Consider the following 18555-nt stretch of genomic DNA (forward strand, 5'->3'; position numbering starts at 1 on the left):
CTTTTGCGTGGCATTGAAGCTCATGACGTTGAGCTTTCCAGCCGTGTTGCCGCGGCAATAAAGCTCTCGATGTCTTCCTCGGGCGTGTCAAACGACGTCACGAACCGTGCCTCTGACGTGGCCTCGTCCCAGACGTGGAAGAAGCATTCAGCCTGCAATTGCGCTATGTGCTCACGAGGGAGCATTGCGAAGACTTCGTTTGCCTCCACTTTCTGGGTCACGCGTATCCCGTTGATGCCGGCAAGCCCCTGGCTCAGCAACGTCGCCATCCGGTTCGCATGCGTCGCACTCCGCAGCCACAGGCCATCGGTGAGCAATGCATCGAATTGCGCTGCGAGGAACCGCATCTTTGAGGAAAGCTGCATTCCCTGCATTCGGCGAAAAGCAAAGCCATGAGCCAGAGACGCGTCGAAAAACACAACTGCTTCCCCGGCGATCAGACCGTTTTTCGTTCCCCCGAATGAGAGGACGTCCACTCCCGCATTTCCGGAGATCTCCGCGAGGGATACGCCGAGGTAAGCCGCCGCGTTTGCGAGGCGGGCCCCATCCATATGGAGCCTGAGCCCGTGCTGATGCACAAACGCCGCAATCAACTGAATCTCGTCCGGCGTGTAGACAGTCCCGTATTCCGTCGCCTGCGAAATCGACACTGCGGCCGGTTGCACATGATGCTCGTTGCCGAAATGGTGCAGATGGCGGGCAATGCCGTCTTGATCGATTTTCCCGTTGGTTGTCGGAATGGGTAGCAACTTGCAGCCGATATGTTTTTCGGCGGCTCCGCATTCAGAAGTGTGGATGTGCGCGGTGTCGGCGCAAATGACTGCGTTGAACGGCAGCGCCAGCGTTTCCAGACCGAGGACGTTGGCGGCAGTGCCGCTGAAAACGAAGAACACCTCTGCGGCATCGCTCCCCAGCTCATTCCGCAATTTCTGGCAGACACTTTCGGTCAAGGCATCGTTGCCGTACGAGGGCGCGTGGCCGACGTTGGCGGCAGCGATTGCCGCAATCACCTCGGGATGGACTCCCGACCAGTTGTCGGACGCGAGGTGACGGCGAGAGGGTTCTGAAGCGTGCATTGCCAACTCTATCCGGGCAGGGCGCGAGGTGCAACACTCCTCGTGTTCTGGTAGTGGTCATTTTGGCCTCTTAGCGGTAAGGACGCTCGCGCCCGAGCGGGAAGGGCGAGAACTACCGCGGTGCGCTGACGGCGAGCCCGCCGCCGGCCGGGCGGCTCAATCACTCAGGAACCAACCGCCGGTTGATCCTTTCGCCGCACTTGTGAATCCGGTGCACCTTCAGCGATCCGGTTCACAAGGCCGTGAAGCATTTTGCGAACGCGGACGGTCTGGTCGACGAGCGAGTCGGAATCCGACCGGCTAATCACTCCAATGTCGCGCCCGATGGTGATGTGGTATTCGAGTTCTGAAGCAGAGCTGATGGAATAACGGAGAAAGCGCGCAAATTCTTTCTCGCTTTGCTGCCCGCGACCCTCGACGATATTCGTCGGAATCGACATTGCCGCTCTGATCAGCTGACTACGGAGGGATATATGGTGGGCGCCCCTTATCGCAGCGGCCACGCGGTAGACGTTCAGCGCTAGCGCGTGTGCCTTCTGCCATACTTCCAGCTTCTTGTACCTTGCCACACCCGAAGATCGCGCGCTCCTGCGAGAGCAGTAGCATCGTCGCGCGGCGCAAGGTGCCATATCATCGCACGATCAGCGGGAACGAAGTTCATGGCGTGGACCCGAACGGTCCCCGCGCACATAGCCGCACGGCCGCCAGCGGGCCGGCCGTCAGCGGACAGCGTGTCCTCAGCCTGGCTTTTGGCCCCATACCTAACCCACTACCCGCGTTCTCGTTGATTTATCTCGATTCGGAGTCAGTCGTCGATGACCCGGTGCGTCAGCCACTGTTCGACATCCTGGAAGACGAGTGACCGGTCGAGGTCATTGTGTGGTTCGTGCAGTCCGCCGGGGTATAAATGAAGACTCTTGTCGGTGCTCGACGCTGCATCGAGGAGCTCCCTGCTGCCATCGGGCGAGTTGATTGGATCGGCACCCCCGTGCACCACTAGCAGTGGTAACGCTATGGTGCCCGCGAGCGAACGCACCCGGTCGATCGTCGCAAGAATCTCGGTACCCCACCGCATGCTGACGAGTGGGTGAACGAGCGGATCGCGGCGGTACGCTTCGATTACGGCTGGGTCGCGCGAGATTCCTTTCTCGTCCAGGCCCAGCGAGATAGAGAAGGCAGGGACAATGCGCGACAGAATCCGCGCGATAGCGACCAGGTGAGCCTTCGCCACGCCGGTGGGCTGCAACGGAACGCCGCTGACAATCAGTCCCGCCAGACCTTCGGGGTGCGCAATGGCATAATCGAGCGCAATCAGGGCTCCCATGCTGTGCCCATAGAGAAAAAGTGGGCTACCCGGGGCGACCTGTGTACAGTGACGAACGAACGCCCTCAGATCTTCACGGTAGTCCAGCCACGTGTCGATGTGCCCGCGGCGGCCCGGAGACCGGCCGTGTCCCCGATGGTCGAAGCCGAGCACAGCGAATCCGTGATGAACGAGATGGCTGGCTAAATCTGCGTAGCGGCCCGAGTGTTCCCCGATACCGTGGACAAGGGCTATTGCGGCGCGGGGCGATTTCGGGGGCTCCCACGACTGGGCCTGCAATCTGAGGCCACCGCCCCCGGAGAACTCCTGGTTCTCATGCTTCAAGAGATTTCACCCTGTCCCCTGGCGTCAGCCCGCCTCTTTCCACTTGAGAATTCCATCGATGGTCGTCACCGCGACGGAATGATATGTGGGCCTTGCCCGCCGATAGATGTCCATCGCCATTGTCCGTCCCCAGTCGGTTTTGGCCAGCGACGTATACAGGGGCGCCAGGAATTTTCTCCGTCCCTGGGAAGTCAGGAATTTCTCGAGCGCCGCGAAGGCCGGCATGTACTTGTTGCGAATCGCAATCTGAAGCCATGCGGACAGCACTTCGCTATTCCCAGTGGACGTCAGCTTGTGAGTGCGATCGAGCTCCGCAAGGCGCGGAGCCGCGATAGTGTCGGGAAGCGCGCGCAGGAAGTGCAGCCATTCCTGGGTAGACCATCCGGAAGTATTGATCGCGGACAATGCGCCCCCCGCCTTCCATGCTTCGACCTTTTCGTCAACGCTGGTGAACTTTTCCGAGCTGACCGGGGGGATATTGGCAGGAACACCGGGCTCGAATATCCAGCCCTGCAGATTGATCCGTTCGGCCTCGCCCGGCTTTAACAGCTTTTCGTTCATGTAGGCAACCATTTTCGCGGAAGTGATTGGCTGAAATGCGAAGTGGTCGAAGTAGTCGCGCAGAAACGCATCCAGACGCTGGCGCCCTGTCACGGATTCCACAGTCTGCAGAAAAGCAGCGCCCTTCTCATAGGCGATGTCTGTCACTCCATCATCCGGGTCCCGGCCGGTGAGGTCGATGCTGAGCCGTGTGTCAGCCGCCTTCAGCCCGCCTGCTTCCTCGACCGCCTTCTGCATGTCCTGCCTGCCGAGAACACGAAGCATGTCAGCGTAGGGCTTGCCGCGCAGCTCTTCCATGATGCGCGATTCGATGTACGTCGTGAATCCCTCGTTGAGCCAGAAGTCGTTCCACGTGGCATTCGTCACCAGATTCCCCGACCATGAATGGGCCAGCTCGTGGGCGACGAGACTGACAAGTGAGCGATCGCCGGCCAGTATCGTGGGTGTGGCAAAGGTCAGAGTCGGGTTTTCCATGCCTCCAAAGGGAAACGAGGGTGGCAACACCAGAATGTCGTACCGGCCCCATCTGTAGGGACCGTAGAGTTTCTCAGCCGCGGCGATCATCTGGTCGACCTCAGTGAACTCGCTCGCCGCGCGCGACACGACGCTCGGCTCACCATAAACCCCGGTGTTCGAGCCTATCGGCCGGAATGCGATGTCACCAACCGCAAGTGCGATGAGATAGGCAGGGATTGGTTTGTCCATGCGGAATCGAAACACTGAACGGCCTGCCGTGTCCTTTTCGCCGTCGCTGCCCGCATGGGCAGCGGACATTACTGCCCGCATCCCCGGCGGCACATGAATTACTGCGTCGTAGGTCTGCCTCAGTCCCGGTCCATCCTGTGTCGGGATCCAGCTTCGGGTCAGAATCGCCTGCCCCTGTGTGAACATAAACGGGAGCTTGCCACCGGCGGTCTGAGCCGGAGCCAGCCACTGAACGGCGGCTGCAGAGGGTGAGGTCTCGTACTCGATCACAATGGTATCGCCCTTCGCCGGTAGAGCGATTGCGAGGGCAGAGCCGACAAACTCGCGGCCTGCTCCGCTATTGAATCCGAGGGCTGTGCCGCGGGAATCTGTGACCCGTTTGATAGCGAGGTCACGGATATCGAGAATCACGCTGTCCGCCGATGGCGCGCGCTTTATGTTGAGTCGCGCGGTGGCGGCAATCCGTTTCGAGGCGAAATCCGGGATCATATCCAGCGATACGTGAGTCACCCGCGCTTCGGCGGGCTGTGCGTGGGAATGCGTGTCGCGGGTATCTGCGACTGCCGGCGCACTCACCGGTGGGTCAGCCGATTCGGTGCACGCCGCAAACACGAGCAGAACCGCGACCGGCAATCCGCGGAAAGCGGGATAGCAATTTGTCATTCTCATGCGAGTGAAATGGAAGTGGATGGAGCCTCCGCGCTATAAACCAATTGACTATCACCGGTCTGGCTCATGGACCCTGGACTCATCGACCGAATGTTCTGCCGCTTTTTCATCGGCTTCCGCATGATCGTCTGCGTCGGCCTCGAGGCCCTGTTGTTCGGCGCTGCGTTCCTTTTCGCAGACAAGTACTGACAGAAGCGCGAAATGATCCGATCCAAAGTCAGGCAGCCGCTGGAGGCTCGACACCGTGAAATGCCGACTGTGAAAAATGTGGTCGAGCGGCCAGCGCGCAAACCAGTGACGCGCATTGAAGGTGTTATACATTCCGCGGCCGACCCGGGGGTCGAGCAACCCGCTGATTTTGCGGAAGAGGCGTGTCGTCTCCGACCACGCGACGTCATTCAGATCGCCCGCGACAATCACCGGAGTGTCGCTTTCCGACACGCTCTTGCCCACGACCATCAATTCGGCATCCCGCTCACTCGAAGTCTCATTTTCTGTTGGACTGGGCGGCGCAGGATGCAGAAAATGCATGCGGACGCTTTGTCCTGACGGAAGAATCAGCTCCGCGTGCATCGAGGGGATGTCGGGCTCCACAAGAAACTGAATAGCAGCGTTCCGGAGCGGGAATCGGGAGTAGACGTGCATGCCGTAAAGGTTGTCAAGGGGGCATTTGATCGTGTGCGGGTAATCGCGCTCAAGCACCGCAAGCTTCTGTTCCCACCACTTGTCAGTTTCAAGCGTGACAAGAACATCCGGATTATTCTCGCCGACCAGCTTCAACAGCGCATCTGCCGCGCGGCTCGGGGCGAGGACATTGGCATTCATTAGCCGGATTGTGTTCTCCGGGTCTCCCGCAAGTGCCCATTTCACCTCGTTCCGGAATATCCGGGTGTGTGGCACGATCCACCAGCTCTGATACAGGAGACAGGCTGTCGTGACGCCGATCAGAATCCACGCCTTGGGCTCGGAAAAATCGAGCAGAAGGATGCTTGCCACGAGGATCGCTGCGAGCGCCATGGCGAGCTGCAGCCGGGGAAAGTCGAGGTCCCGCACCCACCAGGCGGCGTATCTGGACAACGGCAGCAGGGTGGAAACCGCAAGTACGAAAGTGAGAACTGCAAGTGCGTAGAAGACCATAGTGGCGTCTAAGCTACTTTTCCCCGCGGCTTTGTGCAGTGGCCGCCACCGGAGAGCAACACAAGAAGAAGGGGTCGCACCAATCGATGGTGACCGGTGTAGGAGTACGGCATCCAGATACTCATCCAGCAGGCGAACTCTACCAGGAACCTACCATGACGAAAATTCGAAGCGTCGCGCGCTGTGGCCTCGCAATACTGATAATCGGTGTGTCGAGCGCCTGTTCAAGTAGCGGCGGCCTGGGCAGCATCCTTGGCGGTGTCCTTGGCGGGGGCGGTGGGGGCGGTGGTGGCAATCGGCAGAACCAGGTATCCGGCACAATTCAGGCAGTCGATACGCGGAACCAGCAGCTCTCCATTCGTCAGTCGAATGGCCAGAACGTGACGGCCAGCTACGATGACCGCACCCGGGTCTCTTATCAGGATCAGAACTATCCGGTGACGTCTCTCGAGTTCGGCGACGAGGTTACCGCCCGGATCCAGACGAACGGCAATCAGTATTATGTCGATTTCGTGCAGGTCAATCGGTCAGTCTCGACCACCGGCGGCGGGGCGACAGGCGGATCATCCAATGTCCAGTCGCTTCAGGGCATCGTTCGCCGTGTAGATCCAACAAATGGAGTGTTTATAATCGATGCCAATAACAACGTTCAGCTCACGGTATCGCTTCCGTACAACGCGAGCCGCAACGATGTCAGCCGGTTTCAGAATCTCCGCGTTGGAGACAACGTGCGATTTTACGGCATCTATCTGAACAACGCCCGGGTGGAGCTCAGGCAGTTCTACTAGGCCCGGGACGGTAGACGGCTGCGGGCGGACAAGCCGGCCGTCACCAACCCTGTTATCATTCGCGAGCCGGCGGCCATCATGGCCCGCCGGCTCGCGGAACGTCAGGGAGCCTGCTCCTGCTGTCATTTACCGGATTAACCCATGGCACCAACCGAAGCTGCTCTGCCACCCACGACCAGCCGTGGCCCCTCCCCGAGTCAGGATCCAGCGCTCGGTGGCGCCCTCGAGCGGCTTCGCGAATTGCTGGTCCCAGGCGAAACGCTGTTGGCATACGCGTCTCAGCGACGGCTTTTTGCACTGGCTCATCGGCGTCTGATAATCGCCGCTACGAGTGGCAGGTTCATTGCCCTGGAGCGTCACCTTTTCGGAGGCTACACACCGTCGGATGTGCGGTGGCAGGATCTGCATGACGCGGGGTTGCGCGAGGGAACCTTCGGCGCCGACCTCGCGATTACCGCTGCCGCAGGTACCGATCTGGCGCTCGCCGACAAGCCGGGCCGAACGTTGATCTATCAGGGGCTTGAAAAGGAGCAGGCGCGCAGGGTTTACCGGGTCTGTCAGGAGCAGGAACAGGCATGGCGCGAGAAACGCCGGATTCGCGATCTCGACGAGATGAGAGCGAAGTCCGGCGGCATCCAGCTCGGAGCGCAGGGCGGCGCGACCATGCCGTCAGCGCCGCGTGACTCTTCTCCGGACAGCCCGGCGGCACGTTTGAGGCGCGCGAAAGAAATGGTCGACACCGGCCTCATAACGGACGCCGAGTACGAGTCCATCAAAGCACGGATCGTCGACGGATTGTGATGCCGCATTGCGCCGACGCGCTCTGACCGCCGGCTGCAAGGTTAGTCGAGCGGCTTGGCGCGATCTTTATGCGCTTGCCCGGCATTTGAACGCGCATCACCGACCGGTCGACGGCCAGCAGGTTCAACGTCCTCCGAATCCTCTGACTGCGGTGTCACGAGTCGCAATTTTGGCGGCAGACGCGGTGCAGGCCTGTCGGGCGACATCCGCATTGGTGCTTCCGCAGGTCTGGATGACAACTGATCGGATCCCGGTCCGGGGAGTACAGCATAGACTTCCGTTTGTCCTGTCTGCCGCCGGCGCCTGTGCAGCCACTCCCACAACTGCCCCAGCAGAATGCCGGCGCCGAGCCCGATGGCACCGGTGATGATGGCTGCGGCGACCACAATACCGAAAAACAACCAGAGACCGCGAACGAAATCGCCACCCTCGAGCTGTGCGCCGAGGAATCGCCATGCAAAGGGCGCCGACCCCAGGAATCCCACGAGGAAGCCGCATAACGCGGAAAGATCCTTGATGCTCGTACGGCGCAGATGGTAGAACTCGGACTTGACGGGTGCCCCGCGGAAACATTCGTTGAAGCGAAATCTACAGGCGGAACGCGCCGTCGATGATGTCTGGCAGGCTATCCGGCTCGTAATCCTCGCCCGCTGCCGGTCGGGTTGCGGTGGCCTTCGCGCAGCGCGACGATCCCGTTCACTACTACTGCCGTGATCCCCACCGGGTACTGGAACGGCGCGTCGAACGTTGCTGTGTCGGCAATTCGTGCAGGATCGAAGACTACGACATCACCGGCGGAGCCAACCGCGAGCCGCCCCCGATTTGCCAGTCCCGCTCTCGACGCAGGCATGGATGTCATCTTCCTTATCGCAACAGGCAGACTCAGAACCTTGCGCTCGCGAACGTATCTGCCCAGCACGCGCGGAAAGCTTCCGGCGCCCCGCGGGTGAGGACTTCCGCGCCGGGTAGGGCCGTCAACGGCAAAGCCACCGCCGTCGCTGCATACCATGCCAAGAGGATGAGAAAGAATCCGCTCCAGATTTTCCTCGCTCATCGCGTGGCCAAGCATTCCGACATCACCGTTGCTCCTTCGCAGCAGCCCTACGGCCGTCTCATAGGGATCGATGCTCAGCGCACGGGCATATACGCCGAGTCGTTTGCCTTCGGCCGCGCGGTCGTCCGCCGTGCGTACCGATGAGATTTGCGCATTGTCCCATCCGCCGATAAGCTCGACTTTTGCAAGGGTCTCGCGTTTGACGCGCGGCGCAACCGCAGGGTCCGCCAGGCGAGCGAAAAACGCGCTGATACCACCATCGCGGCTCCACACTGGAAAGAGGTTGGTCAGTCCGGTTGAATACGCAACGTACGGATACCGGTCGAACGCAACATCCACATTCGCGGAAGACGCTGCGGCAATTCTCGCGAACGCGTCGTCCAGCTTCGGCCAGTTGCGCGGGCCCTGCGTCTTGAGGTGTGATATCTGCAAGGAGCATCGGGCCCCGCGGGCAACGGCAATCGACTCGTCGATCGCATCGAGCAGGCGGTCGTCTTCGTTCCGCATGTGCGTCGCATACGGAAGCTTCCGCAGGGCAAGGGGCCTGCAGAGCGCAATGAGCTCGTCACGCGACGCAAATGCGCCGGGCGTGTACTCGAGACCGGAAGAGACCCCACACGCGCCGTCGGCCAGCGCCCGGACAACCATCGCCGTCATTCGCTGTATCTCAATTGCCGTCGCGGGCCGGTCTGCGTTCCCGACAACACTGCCCCGTATTGAGCCAAGGCCCACCATCGATGCCACGTTTGGCCCGGGTCGCATACGGTCAATCGATTCGAACAAGGCAGCGAAGGATTTGCCTTCGGCGCCGGTTGCACGCGAACTTCCGTCAGCTCCGGTGACGATCGTGGTGATTCCCTGCCGGATGACCGACTCTGCCCGCGGGTCGTCCTCGAGCGATGAGTCACCATGCGAATGGATGTCGACGAATCCCGGTGAAACGCAGAGTCCACGTGCGTCAATCTCATCGCGGCCCCGGAGCCGGAGGCGCTTGCCAATGCTTACAATGCGCCCGCCGTCGATCGCGAGATCGAGGTCACGGCCTTCCGCGCCGCTTCCATCGAACAGCGTGCCGCCTCGAATGACGAGATCGTGATCGGGGCGAAGGTGAAAGAACCCCTGGCCGCCCACGACGGTGAGCAGCGCGCTTCCGCCGCTTGCGACAAAGGATCTGCGAGTGGTCTTCATCGTTGAATCCTGGGCGTGGCTACCAATCGGTCGGAACGTAGTCTTTCAGGAACTGACCCCACAAATGTTCGCCGGTGTTTACACCGGCGACGATCGGATCGACGATTCGCGCAGCTCCGTCGACAATGTCCAGCGGCGGGTGAAAGCGATGTTCGGCCGTCTTGCGAGCCGCAACGTCGGCCGGATCCTCGTCCGTCACCCAGCCGGTGTCGACACTGTTCATGTGGATGCCATCGGCATAATAATCCGCCGCGGACGTGCGCGTCATCATGTTCAGTGCGGCCTTCGCCATGTTGGTATGCGGATGCCTCGTTGTCTTCCACTTTCGGTAAAACTGGCCTTCGACCGCCGAGACGTTGACGATGTGCTTGTCGCGCCCGGGCGTGCGGATCATCAGGGGCTTGAGACGCGCATTGATGATGAATGGAGCAATTGCATTCACAAGGTGCACTTCGAGCAGTTCCACCGAGGGTACCTCATCCATCATCAGCCGCCACGAGTTTCTGTCACGCAGGTCGATCTGCTGAAGATCCTGATCGAGTCTGCCTGCAGGAAACAGGTGGGGCCGGTTGGCAAGCTCTTCGGACAGCAGCGGGACCTGCGACATTTCCGCCGCATGAGTCAATCCTGCAACCCGTGAATCTGCGCGGTCGAGTACCGCCGGCAGCTCCTCCCCCTCCGGCAGGATGCTCGACGCGCGCAGGCCTTCGTAGGACCCGAGCAGCCGGCGCACTTCCGGTGCCAGCTCATTCATTGACTGAAATTCTCCAGCCATCATGTGCTCGTAGAACTCTGGCGGACGGCGCACCGTCTGGCACGCATTGTTGATTATGAAGTCGAGGCGGTCACGGGTGTCGAGCAAGTGACCGCAAAACGCCTCGACACTGGGGGTGTGTCGGAGATCGATCCCGAAGATTTCAAGTCGATCGCGCCAGACCGCAAAATCAGGCTCTTGAGCGTAACGCGCCGCGGAATCGCGCGGGAACCGCGTGGTGACGATCAACTGCGCGCCGGCTCGGAGCAACTTGATGCCCGCCTGGTAGCCAATCTTCACACGCCCGCCGGTGAGCAGCGCAACGCGCCCCGTCAGGTCGGCAAGCTCGCTACGCTTCGCGAAGTTGAAAGCGGCGCACTGCGGGCAAAGCTGGTCGTAAAAGTGATGAAGTTCCGAGTAGTCCCGCTTGCAGACGTAGCAGTTCCGCGGGTCGAGCGACTCGCGCAGACTGGTATCGTGCGCAGTTTCGAGCAGCTCAGGGGCTTGCGGAGGAAAGACGTTGGGCGACGTGAACACAGTTTCGCGACGCAGCTTCCGGATGCCTGTTTCGGCGAGCACGCTCTCTTCACGTTCCACGCGTTCCGCCTTGCGTTTCCGTAGCGTGACTTTCAGCAGCTGACGCCGGCCGATTGCATCGGGGCGTGAGACATGACCAGCCGCGCGCAGCAAGCGGTTGCGATCGTTTTCACTGACTTCCGCGAGCAGTGCGCGATTGTCTGCGACTGATTCCAGGAGATCGGCCGCGGCGCGGACACGTTCGGAGAACGCGGCGCCTGCCGGTTCTTCAGCGCCTGGTGTGCGGTTCTGTCCTGGGGGCATGACCGAAACTAAGTGGTCGTGGCCATAAGTCTTGACGGGAAAAAAATTTTACCGCCGCCGGATGTTGTACTTGTCGAGAATGGCGCGTACCCGGTCAAGCGGAATTGCGTCGACCGTCTGGCCGCGACTCGTTACCGTCTTCGCCATGAAAAGTGAATTGTAGATCGCTTCCTCGGTTGCTTCGACAACGGCTTGAAACAGCGCTGACGTGTTGTCGTTTGACAGTTCAGAGATTGTCCGCAACGTGGGCGCCGGGGGCACGACACCTGTAACTGTCGCAGGCGGCGCATTGCTTCGGCGGACTTCCTTCGCAACAGAGAACGACACTACATAATCGCCTGAGCCATTCGACGCGCTCGAACCGGTACGCGCCAGCCCCATGATTGCGCGGGCGGCGAGTCGTTCGAGATTTCGCTCCGTCATCGGGGCATCGGTCGCAACCACGATCATCACTGAGCCGTCGCCGCGATCTCCCTCGACGTCCCTCTTGAACGAATACCGGCCAAGCTCGCGGCCGACTGGCGCGCCAAGCACCTGCAACACTCCGCCAAAGTTCGTCTGTACGAGCACGCCGATCGTCCAGCCGCCGAGCGTGCGCGGAAGGATTCGCGACGATGTTCCTATCCCGCCCTTCCAGCCGAACGCGATGGTGCCGGTACCCGCTCCGACGCTTCCTTCCGCAACCGCCCCTGCATTCGCGGTGCGAAGTGCTTCGCGAACATGATCGACGCCGACAGGATGCGAACGAATAGCGTTCAGCGTTCCGTCATTGGTCTCTCCGATAACGGGATTGATGGAGCCGACGCGCTCCATGCCCGGCATCGCCAGCAGCTGACTGGCCAGTGCATCCGCCACCCGCCAGACACAGAGAGTGCACGTCAGGAGAATTGGCGTTTCGAGCTCACCGAGCTCGCGCACCTGGGTCGATCCCAGCAGCTTGCCATACGCATTGCCGATGTAGACGGCGGCAGGCACGCGATCGAAGAACAGATTTCCCGAGTGGGGGAGAATTGCTGTTATTCCTGTGCGCACAGAGTCGCCCGTGATGACAGTCGCATGGCCTACGAGCACACCGGTGACATCAGTGATGGAATTGAGGGGGCCGGTGCGGAATATTCCGGGCGCAACACCAAGTGACCGGGCGCGTACGCGGGCCTCCTGCGCCGGGAGCGTTCGAGGAGTGAGGCACGCAAGCGTTACAGCAACGCACGCAAGGACAACCACGGCCGGGCGCATCGTTGCTACTGCCCGGCGGCTGAGCCCGCTACTCTCCAGACGACGTTGCCGACATCGTCCGCCACCAGCAATGCGCCCTTGCGATCGACAGCTACACCAGTGGGCCGCCCCATCGCATCGCCGCCGTCGTTTACAAACCCTGTAAGCACGTCGATCGGCGGTCCCCTCGGCACTCCATTCACAAACGGAACGAAAACGACCCTGTACCCGCTTCGGGGTTTGCGATTCCAGGAACCGTGCTGGCCCACGAACATTCCGCGAGCGAGGTGCGCGGGCAGCGTTCGCGATCCTGACCACACAAGTCCGAGCGAAGCAGTGTGAGCCCCGAGCGCATAGTCCGGCACCACCGCGCGAGCGACCAGATCGGGACGCTGTGGTTTCACCCGCGGATCGACGTTCTGCCCGAAGTAACTGTATGGCCATCCATAGAATCCGCCGTCGCGAACGGCCGTCATGTAGTCAGGGACAAGATCGCCACCAAGCTCGTCGCGCTCGTTCACCGCCGTCCAGAGCGCACCCCGTTCGGGATCCCACGCCATTCCAACCGGATTGCGGAGACCCGAGGCAAATACACGACGGCTCCCAGTCGCAGTGTCGATTTCCCATATCTCCGCGCGGTTTACCTCCCGGTCAATGCCATTCTCTCCGACATTGCTGTTGGAACCGATGGCGACGTAAAGCCTGGAGCCATCGGGTGAAGCGATCACGTTCTTGGTCCAGTGATGGTTGAGCGGCCCTGCTGGAAGATCGACCACCTTTGTTCCCGCTGACGTAATGGCTGTCTCACCGCTTCGGTACGGAAAGCGGATGATAGCGTCAGTGTTGGCGACATAGAAAGCATCGCCAACCAGGGCCATTCCGAATGGCGAGTTCAGACCTCCAAGAAATACCGTTCGAGTCTCCGCGACTCCGTCACCGTTGGCATCCCGCAGCAGCGTGATTCGATTTGCGCTTGGTACGGCACCGCCGGCCTTCTTCTGGAAATATTTGAAGAACCAGCCCTTGATACCCTTCGCGTCGTCCGGCCGCCGCGGTGCGTTGGTTTCGGCGACGAGTACATCGTTGTTGGGCAATACATATAGCCACCGCGGATGATTCAAGCCTTCGCTGAACGCATTTACCCTGGTGCCGCTGCTCGCGACCGGTTTTGCACCGGTGGGCCACCCTTTCGCGGTGGCGACGTTCACGACCGGAATCAGCGACGTTGCGGGCGGCGGCAGCACCGGATTGGGCCCCGTCCCCGCTGATACCGGCAACCGTGCCGGCGAGCCGCATCCCGCGATCGTCAATGAGCCGACAAACGCGAGAACGGCCCTCGTCACCTGCCCGGTCTGTTGCCGCCAGGAACCTTTGGCGCCGCCGGCGTGAACACGTCCACGGATAGTGTGAACGTGCGTTGCTCGTTAGGGAGCATCGCGCCGACACCAACAACGTGGCGGGCGATTTCATCACCCTTGTCGTTCCGTATAGTCAACAGCATGGAATACTCCCACGCTTCGCCGGACGCCGGATGGCGCATCGTGCCCTCCACTCGCAACGCCGGAAAACTCGGGTTGGTATTCTCCGACGCTCTTTGGTCGAATCGAAGATGGTGCCGACAGACCGGACAAATGATTGCACTGTCAAGAATCGTCGCCTTGCAGTGCGGGCAGGCGCGGGTGGTCCCCGGTGTCGCGGGCCGCGCGCTGTTCATGACGCGGCGCCGCTCTCCGTCTTAGTGTCGGATTTCGATGTGTTCTTCTCTTCCCAACCGAACTCCACCTGACCGCGCATGCGGGATCCAGCCGCGACCGTGAGTGAGCCGGCCTTGAGATTTCCATTCAGCACGCCGGAATCGAGAAGCTCAACTCTGGACGCCGAATCGATATTCCCCTCGAGCTCGCCACCAATCACCACCGCGCTGGCGCGAACACCGCCGGTGAGCTTGGCTCCCGTCTCGATAGTCAGGTCTCCCTTGACGTTAACGTCGCCCTGAAAGTTTCCGGCGATGCGAACGTGGCCTGCGCCTTCGATCTTGCCCTCGATGGTCAGACCGGCGGCAATGACCGATTCCTTCGTCTCTCTGGATGCCGATGGCCGGCGGGGCGTGTCATGGGTCTGCTGCGTGTCGGTGCGCATTTCCGGTTCCCTGACGGCAGGTCGATCGAGCGGCGTGGATGCCAAGTCCTTGTTGACGGTGTTCTGTTCCTTCCAGATAGCCATGGTGAATTCCTGTCTGATAGCGAAAGGACTGCGGGATGCCGGGCCGGCGTTCCGCCGTTACCCGTTCAAGATAGACGCTTCACGCGGGCGGGCTAGTCGTCGTCAGCATTTGCCTCCGCCGCACCTAGACGTGGCCCTCGGTTCCAGCAAGGCCGTCCCGGGAAGTTTGTTGCGATGGTTCACCCTGATCGTCAGTCGTCTCGTCGTGTCCGCGCTGTAGCCGCTCTTCACGTTTCGTCTCTTTCTTTTTCTTGCGATCCAGCTCCTTTCTGCGTTTCTCAAAATCGTAATTGGGTTTCTTCGGCAATGGCGCGGCTCCGATCGAGTGGGCGTACAGGGGTGCGACGAGCAGGGCGTCACACAGTCGCGTGACAAGAACAACTTAGTCGCGCGAAGCACCCGCCGCCGTACGGGAGCCGACTGGCCTCCGAACGGCACTCGCATCGAGGGAATCCGCGCTGCGGCTGACTCCGCTGTACCACTCCGTTTCGAGGCCGATCAAATCAAGGGGATTTATGGCGTGTTCGCCGTAGCGGGCACTCCAGTGAAGGTGCGGGCCGGTGACGCGACCGCTGGCACCGACGAGACCAATTTTCTGACCCCGCTCAACAGTGTCGCCCGCAGCAACTATAGTCCTGCTCAAATGAAAGTATCCGGTCACCAAACCGCCGCCGTGGTCGATGTATACGACCCCCCCGGCCAGAAAGAAGTGATCGACCAGCGCAACCACTCCACGATTCGCCGCGTGCACCGGCTCCCCCACCGCCCCACGAAAATCCACGCCGAGATGCCGGCTCGTCACACTTCCGTTGAACAGTCTGCCCGATCCGAACTGGCTCGTGATCGCCGATTCGCGTGGCCGCAGAAACCGCGCTGTCCACAGGGGCGCGGTGTCGTGAGACAGGCGGCCAACGGCGCGCGCGCGCGCACTCTCGCGCGAAATTCGCGCTTCAGTGGCAGCGTCAGGCGGCTGAGTGAATTTCGACGAAACCGACAACTGGCGCCGGCGGCCGGCGGTAGTGGCGGGCGGCCGGGGCAGGGTCACCTTCGCGAGCACCGTGTCCAGCCTTCCGGAAACGTGCGTCAAGATCGCGCGCACAACCACACTGTCGGACGCATCGACAGGAACGCCGCCGATGGCACGCCACGTTCCCCCCGTCGCGCTCATGAAATGAAGGGGCTCGCCCGCCATCGATCCGCTGACTCCAACAATCGGATCGGACTGCTCCTGCGAGCCAACCACCGCCACTCTCACGATCGATCCGGGCTGCGGACGCGACGGAAGGGTGGTGATCGAAGTCTGTCCCGAACGCGCCGGCCGGGAGTGTTGTGCCGTCTCCTGCGCATCCGCGACGCCAGCCGCCATCAGGCAAACAGCAACGCGGCTGGCAATGCAGCCAATCATGGAGACACTCCCGTCGCCACCACCCTCGTATCACCCTTGCTCGTCAACAGTCAGAATCCCAGTAATTGTATGCGTTCCCTTATTTCGACGACTCGCCAGCTGCCTTCGGGCAGAGGCCCAAGCTTCAATCCGCCAATCGCGAAGCGATGTAACGCCTCCACATGATTGCCGACCGCGGCGAACATTCTGCGTACCTGATGATACCGGCCTTCAGTCAGTGTGATCCGCACATGGCGGGTGTCAAGTATTTCGAGCGTCGCCGGTTTGAGCGGTGTTCTGTCTGACTCGAGAACCATTGCGCCACTGGCGAAGGTCGCTGCTTCGTCGCCTCTCAGATGCTGGGAGAGACGTACGTCATACACCCGTGGAAGATGGTTGCGTGGCGATGTGATTCGATGATTGAGCTGACCATCGTCAGTGAGCAACAGCAGTCCCGACGTATCGCGGTCGAGCCTTCCCGCGGGCGACATCGCCGGGGATCGCACGTGAAACCGCGGCGGCATCAATTCATAAATGAGCGTGCTCGCCTCTCTCGCCGAGCAGACGTAGCCGGCCGGCTTGTTGAGCATGATCAGTGCGCCAGGCGCAGGGTCGAGTGGTTTGCCGTCAATCAGCAGGTCCTCGTGACTTGGGAAGTCCCCCTCTTTCGCAAAGCTGCCGTCTCTCAGTTTCACCTTGCCTTCCCGCAACATGTTCGTCACGTCGCGCCTGCTGCCGTAACCGAGATTTGCGATATACCTGACGAGCTTCACGATCCGCTCCTTTGACGTCCGCGGTTCAGCTCCCGTCGGGAGACCTGACGCCCACGGCGTCAGAAAGCGCACGATCCGCTCGTTCGGTCATGAGCCGCGTCACGAATCTCTGGCCTTCGCCAATCCGCTCTACTTCCAGCGCCGTTGCCTCGCTGGTCTGTTCGAGCCTGGAAAATCTCTCAATGAGCTCGCGTGGCAACTCGGTTACCCCGGCAACGTTTTTTCGCCAGATCCTGCGCGCGTAGGCAATCGAGATGGGAACCATCACTGCGAGCAACAGGAGCAAAGTGCCGCCGGCGAACAACGCTTCCCGGGGAGGCCCGTCTCTCATCGTCGGTGGTTCGATCGTGACCGCACCCGGTATCGACGCGGCACGAGCGACCTGCAGATCGGCCGCAACGATCGCCTTGTCGACATCGGCAATCCTCAGGTCGATCTGGCCGATGCGCTGCTGCATTCCCGAGCTCGCCTGGCCCGGCACGGTACCATGATCTTCAAGTTCCCTCAGGAGGCCATGACGCTGTTCCACGAGACTCCGCAGCTGGCCCTGGAGCTCGTCCCGCTGCGCGGTTGCGGCCCGGTATACCAGAGTCGCGGAAGGCGCTGCTTCCACGGCGGCTGCTGGTGGCTGCGGGGGGGCTGGTGGCTGCGGGAGGGCTGGAGCTTGTTCCGGTGCTGAAGAATTTTGCATGACCGTCGGAGGTGGTTCGGGAATTCGTCGGGTGCCTATGCTCAAACTACGCTGCGACCGTCACGGCTGTTTCACTCCACCAGCGAGCGAATAGTCGAAGCCATACGAATGCTTTCCGTTGGCAATGTCGATTGTCATTGTCCCGGCCAGTCCCGTCAACTCCCCGGTTCCCGAGTCAGGCACAACCGCAATGAGCAACTGCGGGGCGCTTCGCGTCATCGTCCCATTGTGCTGCAACACGAAGCTGCCAGTGCGGCCATGAAGCGTTCCTGTCACCCGCTCGATTGCGACGTAGCCCGCGGAGCCTTCGATGGCCGTCATCGCCGTGAGCATCTGGCCTTTGCTGACTCCTTCCAGATCGCCGCGAAACTGTTTGTCGATTGACATTCTGCCGAGGCTGGCAACGTCTGCATAGTCGTCGGCTGCCTGCGCCTTGAGTTTCACCTCGAACGTGCCGGCTGCGTGGATCACCATTCCTTTTTTCTCCATGTTGGCGACTATCGGGATAAGACCGCGCAGGCGGGGAAGCTCTGCATACAGCGATCTGCCGGGACACGACGTCTGTGCGTAATCGCGGTGGGCAGCGAGTGAATCCGGCGGAATGCCGAATCGGCGCGCCTGGCCCGGGATTAGAGCACCCAGAGTTTTCCGCTGGGCAGACGATAGTGTGTCATTCTCGAAGTTCCCTTCGACCACGATAAGCAGATGACCAGTCGGATCATACGGCGTATTCGAATCACCCACATACCGCCACTCGCGTCCCTCGGCAACCGAACCATCTACGGCCACGTAGTAGTGATACGGGACATCCGCCCACGCCTGCTTGCGCCGGCCGCTGGCAAGAGAGTCGTCGCGCTGTGAAAAAGCCTGAAGTCCGCGCAGCTTGGCTTCAACGGTGCGACTGGTGTCTTGCGCAACGCCGGTATGATGGATTGTGATGCGGACAGGCACATGGCTGCGCATTGGCAGCACTGGTGCCCGTGCACCCCACTCAGCGCGGGAGATGTAGTGCACCCCATCGGGCATTCCGGCCGGAGGAGCCATACGT

The 18555-nt window shown here is 61.1% G+C and carries 19 protein-coding genes; 2 read left to right on the forward strand and 17 right to left on the reverse strand.

Annotation, left to right across the window (positions count from 1 at the left end; genetic code table 11):
- Positions 1-20 precede the first annotated feature (20 nt).
- The 5 genes from WKF55_02940 to WKF55_02960 all read right to left on the reverse strand — a co-directional run bounded on the left by WKF55_02940 (position 21) and on the right by WKF55_02960 (position 5796).
- Positions 21-1076 carry a low specificity L-threonine aldolase gene (locus WKF55_02940; protein ID MEJ7758531.1) on the reverse strand — a complete coding sequence of 352 codons (1056 nt, stop codon included), beginning with the start codon at positions 1074-1076 and terminating at the stop codon, positions 21-23.
- Between the two features lie 164 nt (positions 1077-1240).
- Positions 1241-1645: a four helix bundle protein gene (locus tag WKF55_02945; GenBank protein ID MEJ7758532.1), complete on the reverse strand. Its 405-nt coding sequence runs from the start codon at positions 1643-1645 to the stop codon at positions 1241-1243.
- A 236-nt stretch (positions 1646-1881) separates the two neighbouring features.
- The gene (locus WKF55_02950; GenBank protein MEJ7758533.1) at positions 1882-2724 is read right to left on the reverse strand and encodes a lysophospholipase; all 843 of its coding nucleotides are present in this window, start codon (positions 2722-2724) and stop codon (positions 1882-1884) included.
- A gap of 24 nt (positions 2725-2748) precedes the next feature.
- Entirely contained in the window at positions 2749-4659 is a 1911-nt protein-coding gene (locus WKF55_02955; GenBank protein ID MEJ7758534.1) for a M1 family metallopeptidase, read from the reverse strand.
- A 51-nt stretch (positions 4660-4710) separates the two neighbouring features.
- Positions 4711-5796, reverse strand: a complete 1086-nt coding sequence (locus tag WKF55_02960; protein ID MEJ7758535.1) for an endonuclease/exonuclease/phosphatase family protein — start codon at positions 5794-5796, stop codon at positions 4711-4713.
- Between the two features lie 155 nt (positions 5797-5951).
- Between WKF55_02960 and WKF55_02965 the strand changes: the two genes are divergently transcribed.
- Positions 5952-6584 (forward strand): hypothetical protein, encoded by a 633-nt coding sequence (locus WKF55_02965; protein ID MEJ7758536.1) that lies wholly within the window; start codon positions 5952-5954, stop codon positions 6582-6584.
- Positions 6585-6725: 141 nt separating this feature from the next.
- Complete coding sequence (locus tag WKF55_02970) at positions 6726-7385, forward strand: SHOCT domain-containing protein (GenBank protein ID MEJ7758537.1); 660 nt, start codon at positions 6726-6728, stop codon at positions 7383-7385.
- Between the two features lie 41 nt (positions 7386-7426).
- Here the strand turns inward: WKF55_02970 and WKF55_02975 are convergent, their stop codons facing one another.
- From WKF55_02975 to WKF55_03030, 12 genes are all read right to left on the reverse strand, one after another.
- Positions 7427-7870, reverse strand: a complete 444-nt coding sequence (locus WKF55_02975) for a hypothetical protein (GenBank protein ID MEJ7758538.1) — start codon at positions 7868-7870, stop codon at positions 7427-7429.
- Positions 7871-8010: 140 nt separating this feature from the next.
- Positions 8011-9627, reverse strand: coding sequence for a D-aminoacylase (locus tag WKF55_02980; protein ID MEJ7758539.1), 1617 nt, complete (start codon positions 9625-9627; stop codon positions 8011-8013).
- Positions 9628-9646: 19 nt separating this feature from the next.
- Positions 9647-11221: an SDR family oxidoreductase gene (locus WKF55_02985; GenBank protein ID MEJ7758540.1), complete on the reverse strand. Its 1575-nt coding sequence runs from the start codon at positions 11219-11221 to the stop codon at positions 9647-9649.
- Between the two features lie 48 nt (positions 11222-11269).
- Positions 11270-12457 (reverse strand): P1 family peptidase, encoded by a 1188-nt coding sequence (locus WKF55_02990; GenBank protein MEJ7758541.1) that lies wholly within the window; start codon positions 12455-12457, stop codon positions 11270-11272.
- 5 nt (positions 12458-12462) lie between these two features.
- Entirely contained in the window at positions 12463-13779 is a 1317-nt protein-coding gene (locus WKF55_02995; GenBank protein MEJ7758542.1) for a sorbosone dehydrogenase family protein, read from the reverse strand.
- Positions 13776-13976: a hypothetical protein gene (locus tag WKF55_03000; protein MEJ7758543.1), complete on the reverse strand. Its 201-nt coding sequence runs from the start codon at positions 13974-13976 to the stop codon at positions 13776-13778. The genes WKF55_02995 and WKF55_03000 overlap by 4 nt, the downstream gene beginning before the upstream one ends.
- A gap of 170 nt (positions 13977-14146) precedes the next feature.
- A complete protein-coding gene (locus WKF55_03005; protein ID MEJ7758544.1) occupies positions 14147-14659 on the reverse strand; it encodes a polymer-forming cytoskeletal protein in 513 nt (170 codons plus the stop codon).
- Positions 14660-14783: 124 nt separating this feature from the next.
- Entirely contained in the window at positions 14784-14966 is a 183-nt protein-coding gene (locus WKF55_03010; GenBank protein ID MEJ7758545.1) for a hypothetical protein, read from the reverse strand.
- A 75-nt stretch (positions 14967-15041) separates the two neighbouring features.
- A complete protein-coding gene (locus WKF55_03015; GenBank protein MEJ7758546.1) occupies positions 15042-16064 on the reverse strand; it encodes a peptidoglycan DD-metalloendopeptidase family protein in 1023 nt (340 codons plus the stop codon).
- Positions 16065-16114: 50 nt separating this feature from the next.
- The gene (locus tag WKF55_03020) at positions 16115-16816 is read right to left on the reverse strand and encodes a pseudouridine synthase (protein ID MEJ7758547.1); all 702 of its coding nucleotides are present in this window, start codon (positions 16814-16816) and stop codon (positions 16115-16117) included.
- A gap of 25 nt (positions 16817-16841) precedes the next feature.
- Positions 16842-17429: a hypothetical protein gene (locus WKF55_03025; protein ID MEJ7758548.1), complete on the reverse strand. Its 588-nt coding sequence runs from the start codon at positions 17427-17429 to the stop codon at positions 16842-16844.
- Between the two features lie 138 nt (positions 17430-17567).
- The gene (locus WKF55_03030) at positions 17568-18551 is read right to left on the reverse strand and encodes a DUF3224 domain-containing protein (GenBank protein MEJ7758549.1); all 984 of its coding nucleotides are present in this window, start codon (positions 18549-18551) and stop codon (positions 17568-17570) included.
- Between the last annotated feature and the right edge of the window lie 4 nt (positions 18552-18555).

The organism is Gemmatimonadaceae bacterium (assembly GCA_037721215.1).
Classification (GTDB): domain Bacteria; phylum Gemmatimonadota; class Gemmatimonadetes; order Gemmatimonadales; family Gemmatimonadaceae; genus UBA4720.

Bases quoted from the DNA above. Each gene is read 5' to 3' on its own strand.
- WKF55_02940 (MEJ7758531.1), bottom strand. From the start codon at position 1,076: ATGCACGCTTCAGAACCCTCTCGCCGTCACCTCGCGTCCGACAACTGG.
- WKF55_02955 (MEJ7758534.1), bottom strand. From the start codon at position 4,659: ATGAGAATGACAAATTGCTATCCCGCTTTCCGCGGATTGCCGGTCGCG.
- WKF55_02960 (MEJ7758535.1), bottom strand. From the start codon at position 5,796: ATGGTCTTCTACGCACTTGCAGTTCTCACTTTCGTACTTGCGGTTTCC.
- WKF55_02965 (MEJ7758536.1), top strand. From the start codon at position 5,952: ATGACGAAAATTCGAAGCGTCGCGCGCTGTGGCCTCGCAATACTGATA.
- WKF55_02970 (MEJ7758537.1), top strand. From the start codon at position 6,726: ATGGCACCAACCGAAGCTGCTCTGCCACCCACGACCAGCCGTGGCCCC.
- WKF55_02980 (MEJ7758539.1), bottom strand. From the start codon at position 9,627: ATGAAGACCACTCGCAGATCCTTTGTCGCAAGCGGCGGAAGCGCGCTG.
- WKF55_02985 (MEJ7758540.1), bottom strand. From the start codon at position 11,221: ATGCCCCCAGGACAGAACCGCACACCAGGCGCTGAAGAACCGGCAGGC.
- WKF55_02990 (MEJ7758541.1), bottom strand. From the start codon at position 12,457: ATGCGCCCGGCCGTGGTTGTCCTTGCGTGCGTTGCTGTAACGCTTGCG.
- WKF55_03000 (MEJ7758543.1), bottom strand. From the start codon at position 13,976: ATGCGCCATCCGGCGTCCGGCGAAGCGTGGGAGTATTCCATGCTGTTG.
- WKF55_03005 (MEJ7758544.1), bottom strand. From the start codon at position 14,659: ATGGCTATCTGGAAGGAACAGAACACCGTCAACAAGGACTTGGCATCC.
- WKF55_03015 (MEJ7758546.1), bottom strand. From the start codon at position 16,064: ATGATTGGCTGCATTGCCAGCCGCGTTGCTGTTTGCCTGATGGCGGCT.
- WKF55_03030 (MEJ7758549.1), bottom strand. From the start codon at position 18,551: ATGGCTCCTCCGGCCGGAATGCCCGATGGGGTGCACTACATCTCCCGC.